Here is a 24,120-nt window from a genome sequence, read left to right on the forward strand (position 1 = left end):
TTGGGTCACTAATATGCTGCAGGTGATTTATTTTCATAGCCTAAGTAGGCGTGCGCGGCGTTATGCTAAAGCTTATGCGAGTTATTTTGGCGAGGCTCAGTTAGTTGCTAGCAGTGGTGATAGAGACACCGACGTAGCAGCGCTTCGGGCAGCCATGGCGCCGGCATTCGAGACGCCAGTAACTAAGGCGCCAACAACCAAGGCGCCAACAACCAAGGCTGAATGCTTGGTGATTGGTGGCGATGGCAGCCTCAATATTGCAGTCAATGCGTTTGCCTACAGCGCTGTGAGTATTAGTTTGATAGCGGTTGGAACGGGTAATGATTTTGCGCGGCATTATTTGAACCATACAAAACACAGATGCACTGCGCTTAAGGACTGGCGTTGGCGGATGCGAGCGCCTTACCAACAGCGGCAACTAACGCTAGGTAAAGTCGCCACAGCCACGGCCAGTTATTATTTTATCAATCATGCTGGTTGTGGCCTCAGTGTTGATCTTATGCACTTACAACCGCCATGGATGAAACGCTGGCTAGGTTCATTAAGCTACACGGTCGCCTTATTGCGATACCTGTTCGGGCCGCTAAGCAAACGCACTCAATGGTACTCGCACGCCTCATCAGGGCAGGCACTAAATGGCCAACTGGTGGTATTAGGGCGCTTTATTGGCGGTGGCTTAGAGGTTTACCCACAAGCCAACCGTCAGCGCGGCGACTTGCGTCGTATCGAGATCCCCTTGTTGGGACGCTGGCAGCAGTTAGCTGCGTTAATACAAGTTAAATGGGGTGGTATTGATACCTCAGCAGTGATTGATTGTCGGCCGGTAACTGTGACTGAAGAGCAACCGTTCATACTAGCAGCGGCGGCAATAACTTTTGAAGTAGATGGTGATATTGTTGGTGAGGGGCCGGTGGCCGTAAGTGTCTGCCTGCAGGCAATTAAACTTAATTTACCAATAGATGAAGCCTTGTGTATGACTGAGTTGGAGAGACAAACATGACTGCATGTGCATTTATTGGCTTAGGTGTGATGGGATATCCCATGGCCGGCCATTTACAAACCGGGGGTTTTACCACCACTGTTTACAACCGTACTGCAAGCAAAGCACAGCAGTGGCAACAGCGTTACCAAGGTAATGCAGCTGCAACTCCGGCAGCTGCTGCGCAAGGCGCTGATTTAGTGATGCTGTGTGTGGGCAATGACGATGATGTACGCAGCGTGGTGTACGGTGAGCATGGGGTGTTGGCCAGCATGCAGCCGGGCAGCATTTTAATTGACCACACTACCGCGTCAGCAGAACTTGCGAAGGAACTCGCTACGGCTTGTGCCGAACGTGGTATTGGTTGGCTCGATGCGCCGGTATCTGGCGGTCAACAGGGTGCAGAGAACGGTGTTTTAACGGCTATGATTGGCGGTGATAAAGAGGCTTTAACTCAAGCCGACAAGGCCTTAGCTTGTTATGCGAAAACCCGTGAGTACATGGGGCCCGCAGGCCATGGGCAATTAGCCAAAATGGTGAACCAAATTTGTATTGCTGGAGTGGTGCAGGGTTTAGCTGAAGGACTACAACTGGCACGCAAGGTAGGGCTGGATGCAGACACCTTGATCAACGCTATTAGCCAAGGAGCTGCCGGTTCTTGGCAAATGAAGAATCGCTATCAAACCATGTGGAACCATCATTATGAGCATGGTTTTGCCGTGGATTGGATGCGCAAGGATTTAAAAATTGCGTTGCAGGAAGCAGAACGCCAAGGCTTGAGTATGCCGATGACAGCTTTGGTGGATCAGTTCTATGCTGAAGTTCAAAAAATGGGTGGTTCACGTTGGGATACGTCTAGTTTGTTAGCTCGTCTAGAACGAGATTAATCGCTAATAAAAAAGGCCTTATCAATTGATAAGGCCTTTTATTATCTGTTGCTTATAAGCTCAGCGGGTTAAGTCTTAACGAATACCCATCCGGCGTAAGCTACCGGTGCTGAAGTCTGAGCGGCTCATCTTAATACCAAAGTTCATGAACTCGCTTTCTTCGTTAGATAGGCCCAGTAGGATGTATCGACCTGAGTTAAGGTCATACAAAGCTTCTGCTGCCATCCACGGGGTGTCGTGGTAGTAGAATTGGGTGTTGTAAGCTTCTGCTACACGCCACAATTCGCCGCGACCATCGTAATGGTCGATGACTGAGGCTGTCCAGGTATCTTCATCGATAAACATATGGCGGGTTGCATAAATATGACGCTCGCCATCTTTCAAGGTGCCTTTCACTTCCCATACACGGTGTTTTTCGTACCGTACATAGTCTTGGTTCATGTGCCCAGGGCCGATGATATCGTCATACGACAAGCTCGTATCCATCAGCTTGTAGTTGTTGTATGGGATATACATCTCGCGCTTGCCCACAAGTTCCCAGTTGTATTTATCTGGTGCACCGTTGAACATATCTAAGCCATCAGAAGTACGTAAGCCATCTGATGCGGTACCTGGACCGTCATAGGCTACTGATGGAGCTTTACGAACACGACGTTGGCCTGCGTTATACAGCCATGCACGACGTGCTTCTTTCACCTGGTCAATCGTTTCGTGAACCAATAGCACGGTACCCGTCATACGTGCCGGTGCTAGAACTTCTTGTAAGAAGTAGAACAGCACGTTGTCGTCTGCTGACTCACGGCCGCTGGCTAAGTATTCTGGGAATACCAACGACTCACGCAATAACACAGGTACAAAACTACCGTTTTCTAGTACTGGGAACTGGTTCACTAAACGTTGGACTGAACCACCACGATACCGAGTAATGTGGTTCCAAACCGCTTCAACACCTGATGATGGAATTGGGAACGGAATGTGCTTGTCGAAGTTAGCTAAACCATTGCCACCACTGATAAGCTCAGCGTTGAGGGCATTTTTCTTGATCACGTCATACACGGCCTGCGGGTACGCAGCGGTACGGTGGGTAGGGTAGACATGGATCTTAAAGTCTGGGTATTTCTTGAACATGGCGACCTGGCCTGGCGACAACATGTTGGCATGCTGGTCGACGTTGGCAGGCGTGATCGTAAGAATAGGCTGTTCATCGGCAAATGGGTCGGCTGGACGGTCTGGCACTTCTCCGTCTGCTTTCACACTATAGCCACCAGTCCAAGCTGGGATAGAACCATCAGCATTGGCGGCCATTTCGGCACCTACCGGAGTTAAATCTTGACCTAAGCGGTTGGCTTCGTCAGGGCTAACTTTAGCCATGACACTTGCTGATACCACTGATAGCGCAAAAATACCGGCTTTTAGCATCATTTTATTCATTGTGCTTTTCCTTGTTGTTCTTAGTTCGCGTTAAAGCTACATCAAAACTAATGTAATATAAATGCCCAACTGCTACTAGCGTTACATTCATTCTCGATGTAAGGTATCAGCTGGTTTGACCTCTAGCGATTTCACATAGCATGTATCGCGAAACAAAAATTTGCAACAGTTTACATGACAATTCTAAGACCAAGAACAATCAAGAGGGTTCCATGATTAAAGCAACAGCGTCTGCTGGTGCAGCATTAACGCTGCTAGCAAGTGCAGTGGCAACGGCCTTAGCAGCGCCTATAGCTAGCGCTGAAGAAAGTTCTGCCTACGAAGTGATTACCGCACCTGCGGTGATGGCAAAAGAAGCGCAGCGGGCGGTATTAAGTGATATCGCTGAAGCAGGCGAGGCTGACATCGCCGTTGGCGATTATGGCATTATTTTGCGCCGCACCGAGCAGCAGTGGCAACAAATGCCCGTTCCTACCAGTGTTTTTCTAAGCTCAGTGAGTTTTGCCGATGCGCAACAGGGCTGGGCTGTCGGTCACCATGGGGTGATTGTTGGCAGCAGCGATGGCGGCCAAACTTGGCAGCGGCAATTGGATGGTTTTGCATTTATTCAGCTACAACAAGATTACTTCGCAACTCGTATTGAACAGTTAACAGATGAGATCGCAGCAGCTGAAGCAAAGGGTGCTGACGAGCTTATTGGCGATCTTGAATTCGCACTAGAAACTGCCGAGTTTAATTTAGAAAATGCGCAGTTTGCCGAAGAAGAAGGCCCCACCAAACCGTTTTTAGATGTATTAGCGCTAACCCCTGAGGTCGTCTTAGTAGCTGGTGCTTATGGCTCCTTGTTGCGCAGTACCGATGCTGGTCGTAGCTGGCAGGTGCTAGACGGAGCACTCGAAAATCCAGATGGTTATCATTTGAATAGTTTAACGGCAGATTCGGATTACACCTACTTAGCGGGTGAATCGGGATTACTCTTTCGAAGTGCTGATCAGGGCTCGACCTGGGAAACCCTAGATAGCCCTTATTACGGCTCGTTTTTTGGTTTGCATGTGGATGCAGAGCAGCGGCTATGGGCGTTTGGTCTACGTGGTAATATCTTTGTAAGCGAGGATCACGGCGAATCTTTTAGTCAGATTAGCTTGCAAGATCCGGTCAATATTAATGCTGCAATAGATGCCCCCGATGGTGGCGTTTATTTGGTGGGTAATGCTGGTGTGATAGCGTGGGCGAATGCCGCTGGCGAGGTGCTTGAAAGCACTCACAGTAGTGGTGCCGCACTAACCGACGTGGTGCTTAACGATGACGGTACTCTGACTATGGTGGGGCAGCGAGGCCTGCTCACTCAACCCGCTTTGCGTAACTAAGGATTGACGTTTTTATGTCTCAACAATCTTCAACATCAACTCCGCCGGGCAAAAGTGTTTTGTTAGAGCGGGTGTTGTTTTCGATGCGACCTTTATGGTTGGCTCTGTTTGCTATTTTGACGGTTTATTTGGGCTGGCATGCAAGTCAGGTTCGTCCTGAAGCTAGCTTAACCAAAATGATTCCTACTAATCACGAGTTCATTCAGAACTATTTTAAGCACCAAGAAGATTTGGCGAGCTTGGGTAACGTGATTCGGGTGGCGGTAGAAACCACCGAAGGGGATATTTTCACCCCAGAGTTTCAGGCAACCTTGCAGCAAATTACCGACGAGGTTTTCTATGTACCTGGTGTTGACCGTAGTGGTTTAAAAAGTATTTGGACGCCGAATGTGCGCTGGAGCGAAGTTACCGAAGAGGGCTTTGTCGGCGGACCTGTAATTCCAGACACATGGGATGCATCTGAGCGTTCTCTGGACCAATTGCGTACCAATATTCTGCGCTCTGGTGAAGTAGGTAACTTAGTTGCCAATAACTTCAAATCGGCACTGATTTACGTGCCTTTATATGAAGTGCATCCAGATACCGGCGAAAAACTTGATTACAAGGTGTTATCTGAAGCCTTAGAGCAGAATATTCGCGATAAATATCAAACGGATACCGTAAGAATTCACATTACCGGCTTTGCTAAAGTCATTGGTGACCTGATTGAAGGTGCGTATCAGGTAGGGCTGTTCTTTGTTATCGCCATTGTGATCACTCTCGTGATGCTGTACTGGTACAGCCGTTGTTGGCGTAGTGCGTTTGCGGTGCTGAGTTGTTCCATCATTGCGGTGGTATGGCAGTTAGGCATCATTGAACTGATTGGAAGTGGGATTAACCCTTACTCGATGTTGGTGCCGTTCTTAGTGTTTGCCATTGGCGTGAGCCATGGGGTGCAAATCATCAACGCCATCAGTAATAACCGAGTGGATGCCTTAGATAAGGTGGGCGCTACTCGTTTGGCATTCCGTGGTTTGTATATCGCTGGCTTAACTGCTTTGGTTTCAGATGCCATCGGTTTTACGACCTTGATGGTCATTGATATTGAGGTGATTCAAGAGTTAGCGATTGCCGCAAGTATTGGTGTGGCGGTAGTGGTGTTAACCAATTTAGGGATGTTGCCTATTTTGATGTCCTACACCGGAGTCTCTAAAGCCGGCGTTGAATACGCTGCTAAAGCGCGCCAAAAAGAACATCCGGTGCTCAATATTTTCAGCCGTTTTTCGCGCCCTAAGTGGGCCTATAGTGCCTTAGTTGTGGCTCTGATGGGGTTAGCCTGGGGTTTGTACTACGGCCAGCAAATGAAGATTGGTGATTTAGACGCAGGGGCACCAGAACTGCGCCCAGATAGTCGTTATAACTTAGATAACCAATTTATTGTTGATAACTACAGCTCGAGTACCGATGTGTTTGTGGTGATGGCAGAAACGGCGCCAAGCCAATGTATTGCCTACGATAACCTGGAGCTGTTAGACCGTTTTACGTGGCACATGCAAAATACCCCTGGGGTGCAAGACGTTAAGTCTGTCGCTTATGTGGCTAAAATGGGTTCGTATGGCCTCAACGAGGGTAATTTAAAGTGGTATAGCCTAACCCGTAATCAATATTCATTGAATGGTTACACGGGGCGTACGCCGCCGGGGTTGATTAACCCTGATTGTTCGATGGCACCGGTGATTATCTTCTTGAATGATCACAAAGCCGAAACCTTGCAAACCGTGGTCGCCTCGGTCAATAGTTTTAATCAAGAATATCAACAAGATGGTCTTGAACTATTGATGGCAGCAGGTAATTCAGGGATTGAAGCTGCGACAAACTCAGTGATTGAGTCAGCTCAGAACAAAATGATGTTGTGGGTGTATGGCGTGGTTATTTTCTTATGCTTACTAACGTTCCGGAGCTTACGTACAGTAACCTGTATCATTTTACCGTTGGCACTAACCACGGTGATGAGCCAAGGCTTGATGGCAGTTCTAGGCATTGGCGTGAAAGTTGCCACCTTGCCGGTGATTGCCTTAGGTGTGGGGATTGGGGTGGATTATGGTATTTATATCTACACCAAGATTCGTGAAGGTTTAGCGCAAGGCATGCATCTTGATGACAGCTACAAGTACGCGCTAGACAGCACTGGTAAAGCGGTTGGATTTACTGGGCTCACTTTGGCTATTGGCGTAGCTACTTGGATCTTCTCGCCGATTAAGTTTCAAGCGGATATGGGGATCCTGTTAACCTTTATGTTCATCTGGAACATGCTAGGTGCCTTGATCCTGATCCCAGCGTTAGCACGCTTCTTTGCTAACTTTACCCGCAAAGCCCACTAACTGTAGGCTTGCGTTACCGTTAGAACCAGCAGACGCCGCTACTTGTTAGCGGCGTCTTGCAATATAAAATCAGCACCTTGGTCAGCGATCACCATGGTGGGTGCATTGGTATTGCCACTCACTACGGTCGGCATGATGGAAGCGTCAATGACGCGTAAACCAGCAACGCCATTTACTCGCAACTGCGCATCAACCACAGCATCTTGGTCGTTGCCCATGCGGCACGTGCTGGTTGGATGGTAAATCAGCCCGACATTACTCATCAGCTTAGCTAACAACTCCGCATCATTAGCACAAGGCCCTGGCCATACTTCGCCGCCATTATGCTCAGCAAGGGGCGCTTGGTTCATAATCTCGCGTACCTGTCGCACCCCAGCCAACAACGCCTGTTGATCACTAGGATGCTGCAAAAAGTCATAGCTAAAAAGCGGTTTATCTGTGGCTTTGTTACTCCGCAAACGTAACTGGCCTCGGGCTTGTGGTCGTAACAGGCAAACATGGCAGGCATAGCCATGGGTGAAAGCCGGTTTAAGGTCATACCCGCTGTCGTTAAAGCGAGTCGAGACAAAGTGAAGTTGTAGATCAGGTGTCTCTATTTGTTCACTGCTGCGCAAGAATCCACCCACCTCGGCCGGAGGATGTGCGAGTGGGCCGGTTTTATCACGCCGATATTGCCACCAAGCTTTCGCCATCCTAGCTAATCCTATGGGATTAAGACTGATGCCGTCTTTGCGCTTGTTGCGGTAATGAATCATCACATCCACGTGCTCTTGCAGATTAGCGCCCACCTCAGCACGATCGGCAATGATACTGATGCCATGTTGTTGCAACTGGGCGGCTGGGCCAATACCAGATAACATCAACAATTGCGGGGAGTTGATTGCGCCACCGCTTATAATCACTTCGCGTTGCGCGAACCATTGCTCGCCACTGACTAATTCAATCCCTACGGCTTGGGGCTGGGCTTGGCTTTGGTCAAAGAGCACCCGTTGTACCAAGCTATCAGTTAACACCTTGAGGTTAGGGCGTTGCATTGCTGGCAGCAAGAAAGCACGGCGCACACTCCAGCGCTGCGCTTGGTGAATCGTAAATTGGAACGGGCCAATACCGTAGAGCTCGGCACCGTTAAAATCTGGGTTAAAGGGAATACCGGCAGCAACTCCTGCCTCAACAAAGCGTTGGGCAGCGAGAAAATAGGTGGGCACATCACTGACTTTAAGCGGCCCATCAGCGCCATGATAAGCGTCGGCACCGCGGCTATTGGCTTCAAGTTTCTTGAACCTTGCCAACATGGCGGGCCAATCCCAGTTACTGTTGGTTAAGCTGGCCCAATGTTGATAATCACTAGGGGCACCGCGGGTATAAATCATGGCATTAATTAAGCTGCTGCCACCTAAACCTTTGCCGCGCGGGGTAAACAAGCCTTTGCCTTGGCGAAGTGGGGCTTTATCACTGCTGCGGTAGCCCCAATTAAAGCCACGGTGGTGCATAAAGCGTACTACGCCACCGGGCATATCACTGAATTCGTGTTGGCCGTTGCCGCCAGCTTCGACCAGGAGCACTTGGTAGTTACCGCAGGCACTCAAACGGTCCGCCAGCACGCATCCAGCGGAACCCCCACCGACAATGATAAAATCGTACTTTGTTGTGCTCATGGTTGTTGTTCTGTATTCGTTATTGTTAGTGATTGTTCGTTTTATAAACTTTGAGCGTAGCGTAAAAGATCATTCAATAAACGCATGTTACGAGAGTTATCGCTATGCTGCTGCGCAGCTAACTCCAGCTCTTGCATAAATCGCTCGGCAGACAAGCCACCCGGAGGGGGGGAGAGCAGACGGCCTTGGCAAAATTCACGCCATTTTAGTAGTTCGGAATCAGTTAACGTACTTGGGTAATTACGGGCACGGTAGCGAAACAACATCTCAGGTAAGCGCGAATCGCTAAAGTTTAAGGTCAAACCTGGTAGTTGTTCAGGTGCGGTACTACGGATAATGTCCATGTTAGAGCGGTCTTGTTCACTAAAGAAAGGGCCGCTGTAGAGCATAAAATCAGGATCCGTAACCGCGTCATAGGTTTTGCTGGTCAGTAAGGCTTGGCACAAGCGGTCGCGTAATTCGCTTTGTGCTAGTAGCGTCTGCCGGTGGCGTTCAAGTTGCTCGAGATCTAAGTTCCAACGCTGCTGCGCGGTGCTGTCGAGCACATTGAGTTTAGCGATAAAGGGGCAGCGATTGAGTTGCAGGGTTCCCCCAGCGAAGGCTGATAAACCGTTCTCAGCTAGCTGTTTACGCGGGGTAAAGCGGCGTTCGACCAAATCATCTAGCGAACTCTCTAAAAACTCCAGCGGGTTGTGGCGCAAATCCCAGTAGAGCAGGGTGTTGGGCTGCTCCGGATGATAGCCTAGCGGCATGATCACACTCACGTAACCGTTCAGTGCGCCGTAAAAACCACTGATGTGCACGCGTGGTTCAAAATTCACCAAATCAATCAGTTGTTGCACGGCTTGTTTGCGGCGTAATCCATAAGCGTAGGCAAACAACCTTGGTTGTGCTTGTTTAACTTTACGAGCCATGCCGATGGTGGCATGAACGTCAGCCATAGCATCATGGGCGTTGGCGTGTTCAATACCATTGGCTTTAGATAAGTCTTCTAAGCGCATGCTGACCCGCCCATCGTCGTGGTAGGGCCATTCGATTCCTTCGGGGCGCAGGGCATAGCAAGCGCGCATCAAGTCGATTAGATCCCAGCGTGAATTTTGCTGCTGCCAAGTATGAGCGTAGGGATCATGAAAGTTACGGTAGAACAGGTGTCGGGTTACTTCATCGTCAAAGGCGATGTTGTTGTAGCCAATGATAGTGGTGTTCGGTACGCTCATTTGTGCTGCGATGGCTGCGGCAAAGCTCGCTTCGTTGGTACCTTGCGCAAGCGCAAACTGCGGCGTAATACCTGTCACTAGCACCGCCTGAGGATGAGGCAAAAAATCTGGCGTGGGCTGACTAAATAGGGTCAGTGGACGACCGCAGGGCTCTAATTCTAAATTGGTTCTTAAACCGGCAAATTGGGAGGGCCGATCGTAATGAGGGTTAGCCCCCCAAGTTTCGTAGTCATGAAAGTAAAAACTGGCGTCAGACATGGCGCATACTAATCCTTGCTAATGTATGCAGGTCAGACTACCTGATTGCTGACTTAGCCGCAATCAAGAGGTGACGGGCAACCCTAATTACCGCTAAGATAGCTAACTAATGATAATAAAATGATTCAACAGCACCGAGGCGATTATGGGTCTATTCAGTTCTTTTTCTTTTGCCACCAACAAGCACGTAGGCTTAAGTCTGCTCGCCACCGCTTGCTTTACTGCCGCCGCTTGCAGCAGTGCACCTGAGCCAAGTTCTAGTGTAGCTGCCAAGGCGACTGTGACCGAGGCCGCACCTTTTGCGATTGCCATTCATGGGGGCGCCGGCACCATTACCCGCGCAAGCATGACGCCAGCACGGGAACGCGCCTATCGCGAAAAACTAGCCGAAGCTATCGCCGCCGGACAGCAGATCTTAGCCGCCGGTGGCACCAGTATGGATGCGGTTATTGCGGCGGTACAAGTGTTGGAAGACTCACCGCTGTTTAATGCTGGCCGTGGTGCCGTTTATACCTGGGATGAACAGCATGAACTTGATGCCGCTATTATGGACGGTTCCAATCGTGCAGCGGGAGCGGTGACTGGGGTGACAACGATTAAAAGCCCTATTGCCTTGGCCCGTAAAGTGATGGAAGAATCGGTGCATGTGATGCTCAGCGGCGCTGGTGCTGAGGAGTTTGCTGATCTGCATCAACTAGAACGGGTGGATAACAGCTACTTCAATACCGAAGCTCGCTTCGATGCGCTGCAACGCATGAAACAGCAGCTTGGTAGCCAAGATAAAACCGCATGGCAGCAGCTAGACGCACGCTTCAAGTATGGCACCGTTGGGGCGGTAGCGTTGGATACTCATGGTAATTTAGCTGCCGCCACCTCAACCGGAGGAATGACGGGCAAGCGCTACGGTCGTATTGGTGATTCGCCAGTGATTGGCGCTGGTACTTGGGCGGATAATGGCAGTTGTGCGGTTTCGGCCACAGGTCATGGTGAATATTTTATTAAGTATCAGGTAGCAGCAGATATTTGCGCACGAGTGACCTATCAAGGCAAAGATATCGTAAGTGCTGGTGATACCGTAATTCATGAGGTGCTGATGCCCGTTGGTGGTACTGGCGGCGTGATCATTGTTGATGGCCAAGGCAAGGTGCATATGCCGTTTAATACCGAAGGCATGTACCGCGCTAGTCAACAAGGTGATGGTCCGGTTCATATTGCAATTTATGCAGACGAAAACTAACTCGCAATAAGGGCTGTTGGTGCGGGTTAACAAGCTTACAGAGGGCTGCTAAACTAGCAGCCCTTTTAAATCTAAGTGCTAATGCAGGATTTTTGTGCAAACCATTCAATTTCCAGCTGAACTCCCTGTGGTGCAGGCCAAGGCCGAGATTCAAACGGCCATTGCCAAACACCAAGTGGTGATTGTCGCGGGCGAGACCGGTTCAGGTAAAACCACACAGTTACCTAAAATGCTGCTAGAAATGGGCTACGGTAAAATGATTGCCCACACTCAGCCGCGGCGTTTAGCTGCCCGCAGTGTTGCCCAACGTATCGCACAAGAATTAGAAACTGAGTTGGGTAACCGGGTTGGTTATAAGGTACGTTTTCATGATCAAACGGCACCCACTACCGAAATAAAATTGCTCACGGATGGGATGTTGCTGGCTGAACTGCAGAATGATCGCATGTTGCGGCAATACGATGCCATCATCATCGATGAAGCCCATGAACGCAGTCTGAATATCGACTTTCTGTTAGGCGCCTTAGCGACCATTTTGCCTAAGCGACCAGAGTTAAAACTGGTGATTACCTCAGCTACCATTGAGACGGAACGCTTTGCCAAACATTTTAATCAGGCCCCGATCATTACCGTTACCGGGCGTACTTATCCGGTTGAGGTGCGTTATCGGCCGTTAAGCAATGCCGATGATGATAACCAAGACAGCGCTGATGTAGTGCAAGGCGTGTGTGATGGGGTATTAGAGCTAAGCCGTGAAGCCCCCGGTGATATTTTGATTTTTGCCAGTGGTGAGCGTGAAATACGTGATTTTGCTGAAGCTATTGGTGATTTGCAGTTACCTAATACTGAGCTTTTACCGCTGTTTGCACGGCTATCTGCTGCTGAGCAACAACGGATTTTTCAGCCGCATAGCCAACGTCGTATTGTGATCGCTACCAACGTCGCTGAAACCTCACTGACGGTGCCCGGCATTCGTTATGTGATAGACCCAGGTACGGCTCGTATCAGTCGTTACAGTTACCGCAGCAAAGTGCAACGCTTGCCGATTGAGAAAATTTCACAAGCTTCAGCGAATCAACGGATGGGGCGTTGTGGCCGGGTCGCACCGGGGATTTGTATCCGGCTCTATGATGAAGCTGATTTTTTAGCTCGGCCTGAATACACAGATCCGGAAATCTTACGCACCAATCTAGCTGCGGTTATTCTGCAAATGACGGCGGCAAAACTTGGCGATATTCGTCGTTTTCCATTCGTAGAAAGGCCCGATGAGCGGTTTATTAAAGATGGCCTGAATTTATTAGAAGAGCTGCATGCTTTAGAAAGCACGGGTGGGCGATCCGGCAAAAGCAACAAGCGGCGCGGGTATCAAGGCCCAAGATTAACCGAGATTGGGCGACAAATCGCCCAGTTGCCGATTGATCCGCGGTTGGGGCGGATGGTGATAGCTGCAAATGAATTTGGCTGTATGCAGGAAGTGTTAATTATTGCCGCCGCACTGAGTATTCAAGATCCGCGTGAGCGTCCACAACAGGGGGCGCAAAAAGCAGACCAACTGCATCAAAGGTTTCACCATAAAGACTCTGATTTTGTGAGCTTCTTGCTGTTGTGGCAATACCTTGAGGGTCTACAACAAGAGCTTTCTAGAGGCCAACTACGCAAGCGTCTGAAAGAAGAGTTTATTCATTTTCTGCGGGTACGTGAATGGCAAGATGTCTACACTCAGCTGCGCCAAAGTGTGCGAGGTATGGGCTTTCGGATTAATCAAGAACCCGCCAGCTATGAGGCCATCCACCAAGCGCTCTTAACCGGCATGCTGTCGCATCTAGGAAACAAGCAAGAAGGCCATGAATACATGGGTGCGCGGCAACGCAAGTTTTTTGTGTTCCCGGGCTCTGGCTTGTTTAAAAAGTCGCCTAAGTGGCTGATGGCCGCCGAGCTTGTAGAAACTAGCCGTTTGTTTGCCCGCATCAATGCTCGGATTGAACCCGAATGGGTTGAGCCACTGGCGAAACACCTGGTTAAATACAGCTATTTTGAACCCCATTTTTCGAAAAAACAGGGCTCGGTGTTAGCAGACGAGCAAGTGACGCTCTATGGCTTGATTATCGTGCCACGGCGTAAAGTGCAGTATGGCCCGGTAAAACCTATTGAAGCGCGCGAGATCTTTATTCGTGAGGCACTGGTGCAAGGGCAGCTTAAACGGCAACTGCCTTTCATTAAGCACAATCTTGCACTTATCGAGAGTGTTAAAGGGCTCGAAGACAAATCGCGTCGGCGCGATATCCTGGTGGATGATGAAGCTCTGTTTCAGGCCTATGATGAGCATATTCCCGCGGGTATTTACAACGAGCAGTTATTAGCCGGGTGGTGGCATAAAGCTGTTAAGCAGAATCCCCAACTTCTGTATTTTGTACGCGCTGATCTGATGGCCCAAGATGCGGAACATGTCACCCCTGATGATTATCCAGATGTTTGGCAGCAGGGCCAACTGACCTTACCCTTGCATTATCATTTTGCTCCAGGCAGTGAAGATGATGGGGTGACGGTGCAGATCCCGCTAGCACTGCTAAACCAAGTGACGCCGCAAGGGTTTGATTGGCAAATACCAGCTCTGCGGCATGATCTAGTGGTAGCCTTGATCAAGAGCCTGCCCAAACAACTCCGTCGAAACTTTGTGCCGGCACCTAACTACGCCCAAGCGTTTTTAGCTGATACCCCAGCGGCAACGATAGCGAAAGAGCCTTTGCTTACGGCCTTATCTGCCAAATTACGGCGTATGACGGGTGTCACTATCCCTGATGATGCTTGGTATCATGGTGGCGCAGATGCTATTCCACCACATTTACAGATGAACTTTGCGGTAGTGGATGAGCAGGGCAAGGTACTGCAACAAGGGCGAGATTTACACCAGTTGCAACAGCGGCTACAAGGTGACGTGAAAGAGGCCCTCGCTCAGGCAGTAGCCAGTAAGCAGGCACCGCAAGCGGCAACCAGTTGGCAGTTTGGTACGCTCCCCGACATGCTCGAGCAGCAACAACAAGGTTATGCGATTAAAGCCTTTCCGGCGTTAGTGGCTGAGGCCGAAGGAGTGCGTGAAGAACTCTTCGATAGCCTAGCGAAAGCCGAACATGCGCATTGGCAAGGATTGCGGCAGCTGTTGTTGCTGCAACTACCGTCACCTATTCGGCATTTGCAGCAAACGCTTTCTAATAAAGCGAAATTAGCGCTTTATTACAATCCATGGGGCAATGTTGAAGAACTTATCGCTGATTGTATTAGGGCGGCGCTGGATGAGTTTATTGAGGCAAATCCAGCCCGTGACCCAGCGGCTTTTCAAGCCTTGTATGATACTGCTAGAGCACATTTAAACGAGCGGGTGAGTGAGATAGCGAAACAATTGGAGCCTTGTCTGCTGCTTAGCCACAGCATTCGTAAACGGATGAAAGGCAAGGTTAGCTTAGAGCAAATTCAAGCCCACGGCGATATAGCTCAACAGTTGGATGCCTTGGTGGGCCCAGGTTTTGTCAGTAACGCTGGAGCGCAGCGTTTGGATGATATTCAACGCTATTTGAAAGCAATCGAGCGACGCTTAGATAAGCTGCCGGTGGATCCGAACAAAGATCGTTTACACACCTTGGTCCTCACGGACTTGTCGCAAGCCTATCAAAGCTTGTTGGCGAAACAAAACAAACAGCAGTTGATACCGTCAGATGTGCTTGAAATCAGATGGATGATAGAAGAGCTGCGGGTAAGTTTTTTTGCGCAGACGTTGGGTACCCAATACCCGATCTCAGAAAAGAGAATTCGCCAAGCGCTTGCTGCAGCAGCTTAAATGCTGCTGCAGTAGTGCTTAACTAAGTTAGGCGTATAAACCTAAATTGGCGCGGGCATAAGCTTCAAATTCAGTGCATCCACCGATGTGTTTTTCGTCCACAAAAATCTGCGGTACGGTTAAGACGGGTGCGCCGACGGTTTTCTCTAAATCTGCTTTTGAGATACCTTCAGCGTGCATGTCGACGTAGCGAAATTCAAAATCATCGCGGTCAGCGGTCAGTTTTTCAGCGATTTGTACTGCACGAACGCAGAATGGGCAGCCAGGGCGACCAAAAATAACAGTAAACATCTCAGACTCCTTAAAAAATGTGATATTGCCCGTATTTTCCTACAAATAGCGGCGGCTTGCCAATGAGTTTTGTGGATAGTGGCTATCGAACCCAGCGATTATTGATTAATTTCAAGATCCGAGGCTGCAACGCAGCAACAAGGCAAGCAATCGCCGGGTCGCACGAAAGCCAGTGGCTCGTTGATGTAGGTGATATCGCCTTGTACTAGTTGCACTCGACAGGCGCCGCAAAAACCATTGCGACAGTGATAGTGGGGCTCTAATCCAGCCGCTTCCATAGCTTCTAAGAGGGTACCCTGTGAGCTGTCAACGGTCAGCTGCTGCTGACCATTGACGATGACTTTATACGCGGTGCTCATGATGATTTAGAGTTCAAAGTCTCCAAGGTCAGAAGCACTTACGTTACTGTCAATTTGCCCAACCAAATAAGAAGTGATTTCAGCTTCTTGAGGGGCTACTTGAACGTTATCTGATACCAGATATTTATTCATCCAAGGTAGTGGGTTACTACGCTGTTTAAAGGGCGCATCAAAACCAATGGCTTCCATCCGCATGTTGGCGATGTACTCCACATACTGGCAGAGCATTTCTTCGTTTAGGCCAATCATAGAGCCATGTCTGAACAAATAGTGGGCCCATTGCTTTTCTTGTTCAACGGCCTTCATAAAGATGTTCAGTGCTTCGTCGCGTAACTCTTCGGCAATTTCTTTCATTTCCGGGTCATCTTGACCGTATTGCCATAGATTAAGAATTTGCTGAGTAGAGACCAAATGCAAGTTCTCATCACGGGCGATAAGACGGATGATTTTTGAGTTACCTTCCATCAGATCACGTTCAGCAAAGGCGAAGGTACAAGCGAAGCTCACATAAAAACGAACTGCCTCTAGCGCATTCACTGAGTTGATGCACAAGAATAGCTTTTTCTTGAGCTCACGCATGCTAACCAGATGCTTCTCACCGTCAACTTCCCATTCGCCTTCGCCATGGGTTTGCCAAAGCTGCGTATAGAAGATCAAATCGTCGTAATAGCGAGAAATATCGGTGGCGCGTTTCTGAATTTCTTCATTAATCACGATATCTTCAAAAACTTCACTCGGGTCAGTAAATAAATTCCGTAAAATATGCGTGTACGAACGTGAGTGAATGGTTTCAAAAAACGACCAAGTTTCAATCCAAGTTTCTAATTCAGGAATCGATACAATCGGCAGCAATGCAATGTTAGGGCTGCGTCCTTGTACTGAATCTAACAAGGTTTGATACTTTAAGTTAGAGATAAAAATATGCTTTTCGCTATCAGTTAACGCTTGAAAATCAACGCGGTCGCGGCTGACATCAACTTCTTCTGGGCGCCAAAAAAAGCTAATTTGTTTCTCAATCAGTTTTTCAAAAATGCTGTGTTTTTGTTGGTCATAGCGCGCAACGTTGACTGAATTACCAAAAAACATTGGCTCTAACAGAGGGTTAACTTGGTTCTGATTAAATGTTGAATAACTCATACCTTAGCACACCTTTTTTAGCATCATCAGCTGAGCAGCGGTACTGCTCAGCGAGTGCAACTTGTTGTTATTAAGCCGCAGAACTAGATCTTACAGGCACCACCGGCACAATCATCGTCTTCTTCAATAATGGCGACAGTTGCTTGTTGGTTCTCTTCTTCACGAGTTTTGGCTTCTACTTTGTCACGCAAATCTACTTGGTTATCTGAAGCACCGTCACGCGTGTTGTGATAATAAAGCGTTTTTACGCCTAACTTATAGGCATACAGCAAGTCTTGTAGCAGTTGCTTCATCGGCACTTTGCCTGCTTCAAACTTGGCTGGGTCGTAGTTGGTGTTAGCGGAAATGGTTTGGTCGACGAATTTCTGCATAATGCCAACTAATTCTAAGTAACCCTTGTTACTAGGGATGCTCCACAACAGCTCATACGCGTCTTTCAACGTTTCGTATTCAGGCACGACTTGTTTCGTAATACCGTCTTTTGATGCTTTAATACTGATATGTCCGCGCGGTGGTTCAATACCGTTGGTTGCATTAGAAATCTGCGACGAGGTTTCTGATGGCATTAAGGCAGACAGGGTAGAGTTACGCATACCGTATTGTTGTACATCACGACGTAGCTGGTCCCAATCAAGATGCAATGGCTCTTGGCAAACGCTATCCAGATCTTTCTTGTAAGTATCGATTGGCATCACACCTTTGGCATAGGTGGTTTCATTAAACTTAGGACAAGCACCAAGCTCTTTCGCTAAGTTCATGGATGCCTTCATCAAGTAGTATTGAATAGCCTCAAAAGTGCGATGAGTTAACGCGTTCGCTGAACCATCCGAATAACGAACACCGTTTTTAGCTAAATAATAAGCGTAGTTAATTACCCCAATGCCCAACGTACGACGGCCCATGGTTGCGTTGTGAGCAGCTGGTACAGGGTATTCTTGATAATCGAGTAAGCTATCAAGCGCACGCACGGCTAAATCAGCCATTTCATCAAGTTCATCTAATGATTTAATCGCACCTAAGTTAAAGGCCGACAGCGTACATAAAGCGATTTCACCTTCTTCATCATTCACGTGGCGCAAAGGCTTGGTTGGCAGCGCGATTTCTAAACACAGGTTACTTTGTCGAATAGGTGCAACCGCCGGGTCAAACGGACTGTGAGTGTTGCAATGGTCCACGTTTTGCAGGTAAATGCGACCTGTACTAGCACGTTCTTGCATGAATAAACTAAAGAGTTCAATGGCTTTGATACGCTTTTTGCGAATGCTATCGTCGGCTTCGTATTGCAGATAGAGGCGTTCAAATTCTTCTTGATTAGCAAAGAAAGCATCGTACAAACCAGGGACATCAGACGGGCTAAACAAAGTGATGTAGTCGTCTTTGATTAAGCGCTGATACATAACACGGTTGAATTGCACGCCATAATCTAAGTGGCGCACACGGTTCTCTTCAACGCCGCGGTTGTTTTTAAGAACCAGCAAGCTTTCTACTTCTAGGTGCCAAAGCGGATAGAACAGGGTAGCGGCACCGCCACGAACACCGCCCTGAGAACAGCTTTTAACTGCGGTCTGGAAGTACTTATAAAATGGAATACAGCCGGTGTGGAAAGCTTCGCCACCACGAATGGCACTACCAAGCGCACGGATACGGCCAGCGTTGATGCCAATCCCAGCGCGTTGAGAAACGTACTTAACAATCGCACTTGCAGTGGCGTTAATTGAATCTAAGCTGTCGCCTGTTTCAATCAATACGCACGAGCTAAACTGGCGCGTAGGTGTACGAACGCCTGACATGATAGGGGTTGGCAAGGAGATCTTAAACAATGACGTGGCATCGTAAAAACGCTGCACATAGCTCATCCGAGTTTCTTTCGGATAGTTAGCAAACAAACAGGCAGCAACTAAGACATACAAAAATTGCGCACTTTCATAGAGCTCACCGGTAACCCGGTTTTGCACCAAGTATTTGCCTTCTAATTGCTTCACCGCTGCGTAGGAAAAGTTCAAGTCGCGGGCGTGATCGATAAAATCGTTCATTTGCTCGAATTCTTCGCGCGTGTAGTCAGTCAACAAATGTTTATCGTAACGACCCGCAGCAACCATTTTAGTGACTTGATCATACAAATGGGGCGGCTCAAATTGGTTATAAGCTAATTTACGCAGATGGAAAACTGCTAAGCGCGCTGCTAAATACTGATAATCAGGTGCTTCTTCAGAGATAAGGTCAGCGGCAGCTTTGATGATGGTCTCGTGAATATCTTCAGTCTTAATACCGTCATAAAATTGGATATGCGATTTAATTTCAACTTGTGATACCGAAACGTTGTTCAAGCCTTCGGCTGCCCAACTAATCACACGGTGAATTTTGTCTAGGTTTAAAGGTTCGCGTTCACCGCTACGTTTAGTTACGAAAAGCTTTTGGTTCATGAGGCGCATCCATCGTTGTTATGGTTGTTTTGTCTAGCCACAAGATATAGTGCGTGTTGCGACCGCACGACGGTTTTTTACACAATATCTTGGGATGAATGAATGGGGTTATCCTAGCACTTATCGCACACTGATCAAGTGTGTTTACGTTACAAAAACCGGAAGGTTTGACTAACCGAAGTGTAGGCTTTCGCTAAAACCTGCGGTGCAATAGAGGTTTAGTAAAATCAAGCACCCTGAAAAAAAATATTGGAAATTTTTTTACCGTCATTAGCTGACGTTTTGTTGCTCAATGAAAACCGATTAGAAAGCGGAGGTTTGGTTAGATAAATCTACATATGGGCGTTTCAGTGGTGTGACTGTCTATATGTTGTGTTGGTTTTTTTGGTGAAAACTGCGAAGCAGCGCTGCTGGCACTTTTTGTTGGTGCCGAATCAAGGCCAAAATCCAGACCAGCGCAAGCCCCGTAGTTAGGCCAAGAGATCATAATTAAGTTAATAAATCGAGTAACTCTAAGGGGGTTTCGATGAAACTGTCGGCGCCCCAAGCGGTTGGCGTTTCGATGGCACTGATGTAGCCATAATTCGCCACAATAGTGCGCATGCCAGCAGCGCGACCGGCTTGAATATCCCGCTCGGCATCGCCCACGTACCAACAATCGTCCGCCACTACTTGTAGTACTTGGGTAGCGTGCAGTAGGGGTTGTGGTGATGGTTTCGCTACCGCTAAGGTATCGCCGCAGACAACCACCTCGATTGCAGCTAATTCAGGAAAGCTAGGCAGCAGTTGCACGGTTAAGGCCGTTGGTTTATTGGTGACAATCGCAACCGGTATCTGTTGCTGTTGTAGTTGTGCTAGCAGTTCGCTAACCCCAGCAAAAAGCTGGGTTTGTTCAGCAATAGCTTCGCTATAAAAACTTAAGAACTTGTGTCTGAGTTCGTCTTTGCGTTGTTCAAATTCAGCTTCACCGTAGGCAAAGCGTAAAAGCCCAGCGGAGCCATGAGAGGCAATCGGAGTGTAATCACTAGCACTCACTAAGGGGCGTTGCTCAGCCCTAAGGACGCGGTTTAAAGCTGCGCCTAAGTCAGGGGCGGTATCTAACAGGGTGCCATCTAAATCAAACAGGATTGCAGCTGGACGTGACATGCTTAGTCCTTCAACGGTTTGGTTAAACAGACGATGTAATTTACATCAACATTGTTCTGGTCTAAGTAAAAGCCGCGCCACGGCAGGTAATGGAGCCCAGTCATGCTTTGCGCAACCAATCCAGCAGCATCGGTCATGCGCAATAATTCAGCCGGTTGAATGAACTTTTGGTGCTGATGCGTGCCTTTCGGTACCCACTGCAGCACATATTCTGCCGCAACGATCCCAAGCAGCCAAGATTTTAGATTACGGTTCAAGGTTGAGAAAAATACCTTACCACCTGGCTTAACCAAGTCTGCTGCCGCTTGGACTATCGCCGCCGGGTTGGGCACGTGTTCGAGCATTTCTAAACAGGTGACCACGTCAAACTGCGCTGGCTCACTTGCGGCCAGTTGTTCGGCTGGGATAAATTGATAGTCAATTTGTAGCTGGCTTTCTAAGGCATGTAATCTGGCTACTTGCAACGATTGTTCAGCCAAATCAATGCCGGTCACCTGAGCACCAGCACGGGCTAGGCCTTCTGCCAACAAGCCGCCACCGCAACCAATATCGACAATACGGCTACCAAACACACCATCACAGGCAGCTTGGATAAAGTCTAAGCGCAACGGATTAATTTGATGCAGCGGTTTAAACTCTCCGGCGGGGTCCCACCAACGTGAGGCGATGGCACTGAATTTTTCAATTTCTGCAGGATCAACATTAGAACTTGTGGTCATAGGGCTTCTGCTACGGCTTAAAAGTAGGTACAGTGTACCCAACCTACAGGGATAAAAAAAGATGCGATAGTAAGCCCGTACGGGTACAATGGCGTTATCTTGTAAAACTATAAAAAGACAGATCGTTTAGGGATATAACTACTATGAGTGATCTCGCCAGAGAAGTCGTTCCGGTTAACATTGAAGATGAGTTGAAGAGTTCGTATTTAGATTACGCCATGAGTGTAATTGTCGGTCGAGCTTTACCGGACGTTCGTGACGGCCTCAAGCCAGTTCACCGTCGTGTACTGTTTGCGATGAATGAACTGCGTAATGACTACAACAAGCCTTACAAAAAATCAGCGCGTATTGTTGGTGACGTGATCGGTAAATATCACCCTCATGGTGATAGTGCTGTGTATGACACCATCGTGCGGATGGCTCAGCCATTCTCGTTGCGTTACATGTTGGTTGATGGTCAAGGTAACTTTGGTTCAGTAGACGGTGACTCGGCGGCAGCCATGCGTTACACCGAAATTCGGATGGCAAAAATTGCCAGCGAGTTGCTCTCTGACCTAGATAAAGAAACCGTTAACTTTGTGCCAAACTATGACGGCACAGAGCAAATTCCTGATGTTTTACCTACCCGAGTACCTAACTTATTAGTGAATGGTTCGTCGGGTATTGCGGTTGGTATGGCTACCAATATTCCGCCGCACAACCTCACAGAAGTGGTGAATGGCTGCTTGGCCATGATTGAAAACCCAGACATCACCATTGATGAATTGATGGATTACATTCCGGGCCCAGATTTTCCAACTGCAGCATCCATTTCAGGTCGCTCAGGCATTGTTGAAGCCTATCGTACCGGCCGTGGTCGTATTCATTTACGCGCCAAAGCTGAGATTGAAACGGAAGATAATGGCCGTGAAACCATCATTGTTTCTGAAATCCCGTATCAAGTTAACAAAGCTAAACTGATTGAGAAGATCGCTGAATTAGTTAAAGAAAAACGTCTGGAAGGGATTAGCGCTTTACGCGACGAATCTGACAAAGACGGGATGCGGATTGTCATCGAATTAAAACGCGGTGAAGTGGGTGAGGTGGTCTTAAACCACCTGTACGCCAATACGCAAATGCAAGTGGTGTTTGGTATTAACATGGTGGCGTTGGATAAAAACCAACCGCGCCTGTTTAACTTACGCGATATGCTGCATTGCTTTATTTTGCACCGGCGTGAAGTAGTTACCCGCCGCTCTGTGTATGAGCTGCGTAAAGCTCGTGAGCGCGCCCACATCTTAGAAGGCTTAGCCATTGCGCTAGCTAACATCGATGAGATCATTGAGCTGATTCGTCGGTCACAAACAGCGGCCGATGCGAAGGCTGGTTTAACCAGTCGCGCTTGGCGTTTAGGCGATGTTGCCGCGATGCTAGAACGGGCTGGGGTTGATGCAGCGCGGCCTGATCATCTGGATGAAAAATACGGTATTCGTGACGGTGAGTACCATTTAACTGACGAGCAAGCACAAGCTATCTTGGATTTACGTTTGCACAAGTTAACGGGTCTTGAGCATGAAAAAATCCTAGATGAATACAAAGGCTTGTTGCAGGTTATTGAAGAATTACTGTTGATTTTGAATAGCCCAGAGCGGCTCATGGAAGTGATTCGTGAAGAGCTAGAGAAAATCAAAGCTGATTATGGTGATGCGCGACGTACGGAAATTACGGCGGCAGCACACGATATCAGCATGGAAGACTTGATTAATGAAGAAGACGTGGTGGTGACTTTGTCGCACCATGGCTACGTGAAGTACCAGCCACTTACCGAATATGAAGCACAGCGCCGCGGCGGCAAAGGTAAAGCCGCAACTAAGATGAAAGATGAAGATTTCATTGAGCGCTTGTGGGTGGCGAATACGCACGACACCATTCTATGCTTCTCAACCCGCGGTAAAATCTATTGGATGAAAGTGTACCAATTACCGCTGGCCAACCGCACTTCGCGTGGCCGTCCTATCGTCAACTTGTTGCCGTTAGAAGCGGATGAAAGGATCACTGCGATTCTGCCAACGCGCGATTATCCGGAAGATAAATTCATCATCATGGCCACCCGTAACGGTACCGTGAAGAAGACCCCAATGGTGGAATATTCGCGGCAACGCAAAGGCGGTATTATTGCGCTTAACTTGGTTGAAGGCGATGAGTTGATTGGGGTTGATGTGACTACCGCTGGTGATGAGATCATGCTGTTCTCGAACGCTGGTAAAGTAGTTCGCTTTAGCGAAGATCAAGTTCGTTCGGTAAGCCGCACTGCTACAGGTGTGCGCGGTATTCGTCTAGAAGCTGGGCAGCATGTGGTTAGCTTGATTGTGCCGCGCACTGGCGACGAACTCGAAGTTGGAGACGACGGTGAAGCAGAAATGCCATCGGTGCTTACCGTGACGGAGAATGGCTACGGTAAGCGTACGCCAATCACCGAATACCCAGCTAAGAGCCGTGCTACCAAAGGTGTGGTTTCGATTAAGGTGAGTGAGCGTAACGGCCAAGTCGTCGGTGCGATGGAAGTGATTGATAGTAATCAAATCATGCTCATTAGTAACAAAGGCACCTTGGTACGGACTCGCGTCAGTGAAGTTTCAGTGGTTGGCCGTAACACCCAAGGCGTGCGCTTGATTCGTACCGGTGATGATGAAAAAGTAGTTGGGTTACAACGGGTTGATGATATCGACGAGGACGAAGAACTGGATCCATTGTTGAATGAACCTGTTGAAGGCGACATAGACGAGCCGCTAGATGACGAAGCGGATGACGAAACCGATGTTGTAGAAGGTGAGGAATAAGCC

General features: G+C 48.5%; 16 protein-coding genes. 7 read left to right on the forward strand and 9 right to left on the reverse strand.

The features are described 5' to 3' along the window. Positions 1–13: 13 nt before the first annotated feature. The gene (locus tag ACQ661_RS00125; RefSeq protein WP_431667274.1) at positions 14–1,000 is read left to right on the forward strand and encodes a diacylglycerol/lipid kinase family protein; all 987 of its coding nucleotides are present in this window, start codon (positions 14–16) and stop codon (positions 998–1,000) included. Then, the gene (locus ACQ661_RS00130; RefSeq protein ID WP_431667275.1) at positions 997–1,866 is read left to right on the forward strand and encodes an NAD(P)-dependent oxidoreductase; all 870 of its coding nucleotides are present in this window, start codon (positions 997–999) and stop codon (positions 1,864–1,866) included. The genes ACQ661_RS00125 and ACQ661_RS00130 overlap by 4 nt, the downstream gene beginning before the upstream one ends. A gap of 75 nt (positions 1,867–1,941) precedes the next feature. On the opposite strand, the gene ACQ661_RS00135 is transcribed toward ACQ661_RS00130, so the two are convergent. Next, a complete protein-coding gene (locus ACQ661_RS00135; protein WP_110074981.1) occupies positions 1,942–3,297 on the reverse strand; it encodes a DUF1329 domain-containing protein in 1,356 nt (451 codons plus the stop codon). Between the two features lie 212 nt (positions 3,298–3,509). On the opposite strand from ACQ661_RS00135, the gene ACQ661_RS00140 reads away from it, so the two are divergent. Continuing rightward, positions 3,510–4,664, forward strand: a complete 1,155-nt coding sequence (locus ACQ661_RS00140; RefSeq protein WP_313932362.1) for a sialidase family protein — start codon at positions 3,510–3,512, stop codon at positions 4,662–4,664. A 14-nt stretch (positions 4,665–4,678) separates the two neighbouring features. Beyond that, positions 4,679–7,024, forward strand: a complete 2,346-nt coding sequence (locus tag ACQ661_RS00145) for an efflux RND transporter permease subunit (protein ID WP_431667276.1) — start codon at positions 4,679–4,681, stop codon at positions 7,022–7,024. A 38-nt stretch (positions 7,025–7,062) separates the two neighbouring features. On the opposite strand, the gene ACQ661_RS00150 is transcribed toward ACQ661_RS00145, so the two are convergent. Together ACQ661_RS00150 and sbcB are read right to left on the reverse strand one after the other, a co-directional pair. Beyond that, positions 7,063–8,679 carry a GMC family oxidoreductase gene (locus ACQ661_RS00150; RefSeq protein ID WP_431667277.1) on the reverse strand — a complete coding sequence of 539 codons (1,617 nt, stop codon included), beginning with the start codon at positions 8,677–8,679 and terminating at the stop codon, positions 7,063–7,065. A 41-nt stretch (positions 8,680–8,720) separates the two neighbouring features. Further along, positions 8,721–10,154, reverse strand: a complete 1,434-nt coding sequence (sbcB, locus tag ACQ661_RS00155; RefSeq protein WP_431667278.1) for an exodeoxyribonuclease I — start codon at positions 10,152–10,154, stop codon at positions 8,721–8,723. 145 nt (positions 10,155–10,299) lie between these two features. Between sbcB and ACQ661_RS00160 the strand changes: the two genes are divergently transcribed. Next, entirely contained in the window at positions 10,300–11,391 is a 1,092-nt protein-coding gene (locus ACQ661_RS00160) for an isoaspartyl peptidase/L-asparaginase family protein (protein WP_431667279.1), read from the forward strand. A 94-nt stretch (positions 11,392–11,485) separates the two neighbouring features. Continuing rightward, complete coding sequence (hrpA, locus tag ACQ661_RS00165; RefSeq protein ID WP_431667280.1) at positions 11,486–15,223, forward strand: ATP-dependent RNA helicase HrpA; 3,738 nt, start codon at positions 11,486–11,488, stop codon at positions 15,221–15,223. A 27-nt stretch (positions 15,224–15,250) separates the two neighbouring features. Here the strand turns inward: hrpA and ACQ661_RS00170 are convergent, their stop codons facing one another. The 6 genes from ACQ661_RS00170 to ubiG all read right to left on the reverse strand — a co-directional run bounded on the left by ACQ661_RS00170 (position 15,251) and on the right by ubiG (position 21,298). Continuing rightward, positions 15,251–15,514: a GrxA family glutaredoxin gene (locus ACQ661_RS00170; protein WP_110074988.1), complete on the reverse strand. Its 264-nt coding sequence runs from the start codon at positions 15,512–15,514 to the stop codon at positions 15,251–15,253. Between the two features lie 98 nt (positions 15,515–15,612). Beyond that, positions 15,613–15,873 carry a class I ribonucleotide reductase maintenance protein YfaE gene (gene yfaE / locus ACQ661_RS00175; RefSeq protein WP_110074989.1) on the reverse strand — a complete coding sequence of 87 codons (261 nt, stop codon included), beginning with the start codon at positions 15,871–15,873 and terminating at the stop codon, positions 15,613–15,615. Between the two features lie 6 nt (positions 15,874–15,879). Then, a complete protein-coding gene (gene nrdB / locus ACQ661_RS00180) occupies positions 15,880–17,010 on the reverse strand; it encodes a class Ia ribonucleoside-diphosphate reductase subunit beta (RefSeq protein WP_110074990.1) in 1,131 nt (376 codons plus the stop codon). Positions 17,011–17,093: 83 nt separating this feature from the next. After that, complete coding sequence (gene nrdA, locus ACQ661_RS00185) at positions 17,094–19,433, reverse strand: class 1a ribonucleoside-diphosphate reductase subunit alpha (RefSeq protein ID WP_431667281.1); 2,340 nt, start codon at positions 19,431–19,433, stop codon at positions 17,094–17,096. 489 nt (positions 19,434–19,922) lie between these two features. After that, the gene (locus ACQ661_RS00190) at positions 19,923–20,579 is read right to left on the reverse strand and encodes an HAD family hydrolase (RefSeq protein WP_431667282.1); all 657 of its coding nucleotides are present in this window, start codon (positions 20,577–20,579) and stop codon (positions 19,923–19,925) included. A gap of 2 nt (positions 20,580–20,581) precedes the next feature. After that, the gene (gene ubiG, locus ACQ661_RS00195) at positions 20,582–21,298 is read right to left on the reverse strand and encodes a bifunctional 2-polyprenyl-6-hydroxyphenol methylase/3-demethylubiquinol 3-O-methyltransferase UbiG (protein ID WP_431667283.1); all 717 of its coding nucleotides are present in this window, start codon (positions 21,296–21,298) and stop codon (positions 20,582–20,584) included. A 143-nt stretch (positions 21,299–21,441) separates the two neighbouring features. Between ubiG and gyrA the strand changes: the two genes are divergently transcribed. Next, positions 21,442–24,117 (forward strand): DNA gyrase subunit A, encoded by a 2,676-nt coding sequence (gene gyrA / locus ACQ661_RS00200; protein WP_153825528.1) that lies wholly within the window; start codon positions 21,442–21,444, stop codon positions 24,115–24,117. Positions 24,118–24,120: the final 3 nt, after the last annotated feature.

Origin of the sequence: Pseudidiomarina sp. WS423 (assembly GCF_050750165.1) — a bacterium.
GTDB lineage: Bacteria > Pseudomonadota > Gammaproteobacteria > Enterobacterales > Alteromonadaceae > Pseudidiomarina > Pseudidiomarina fusca.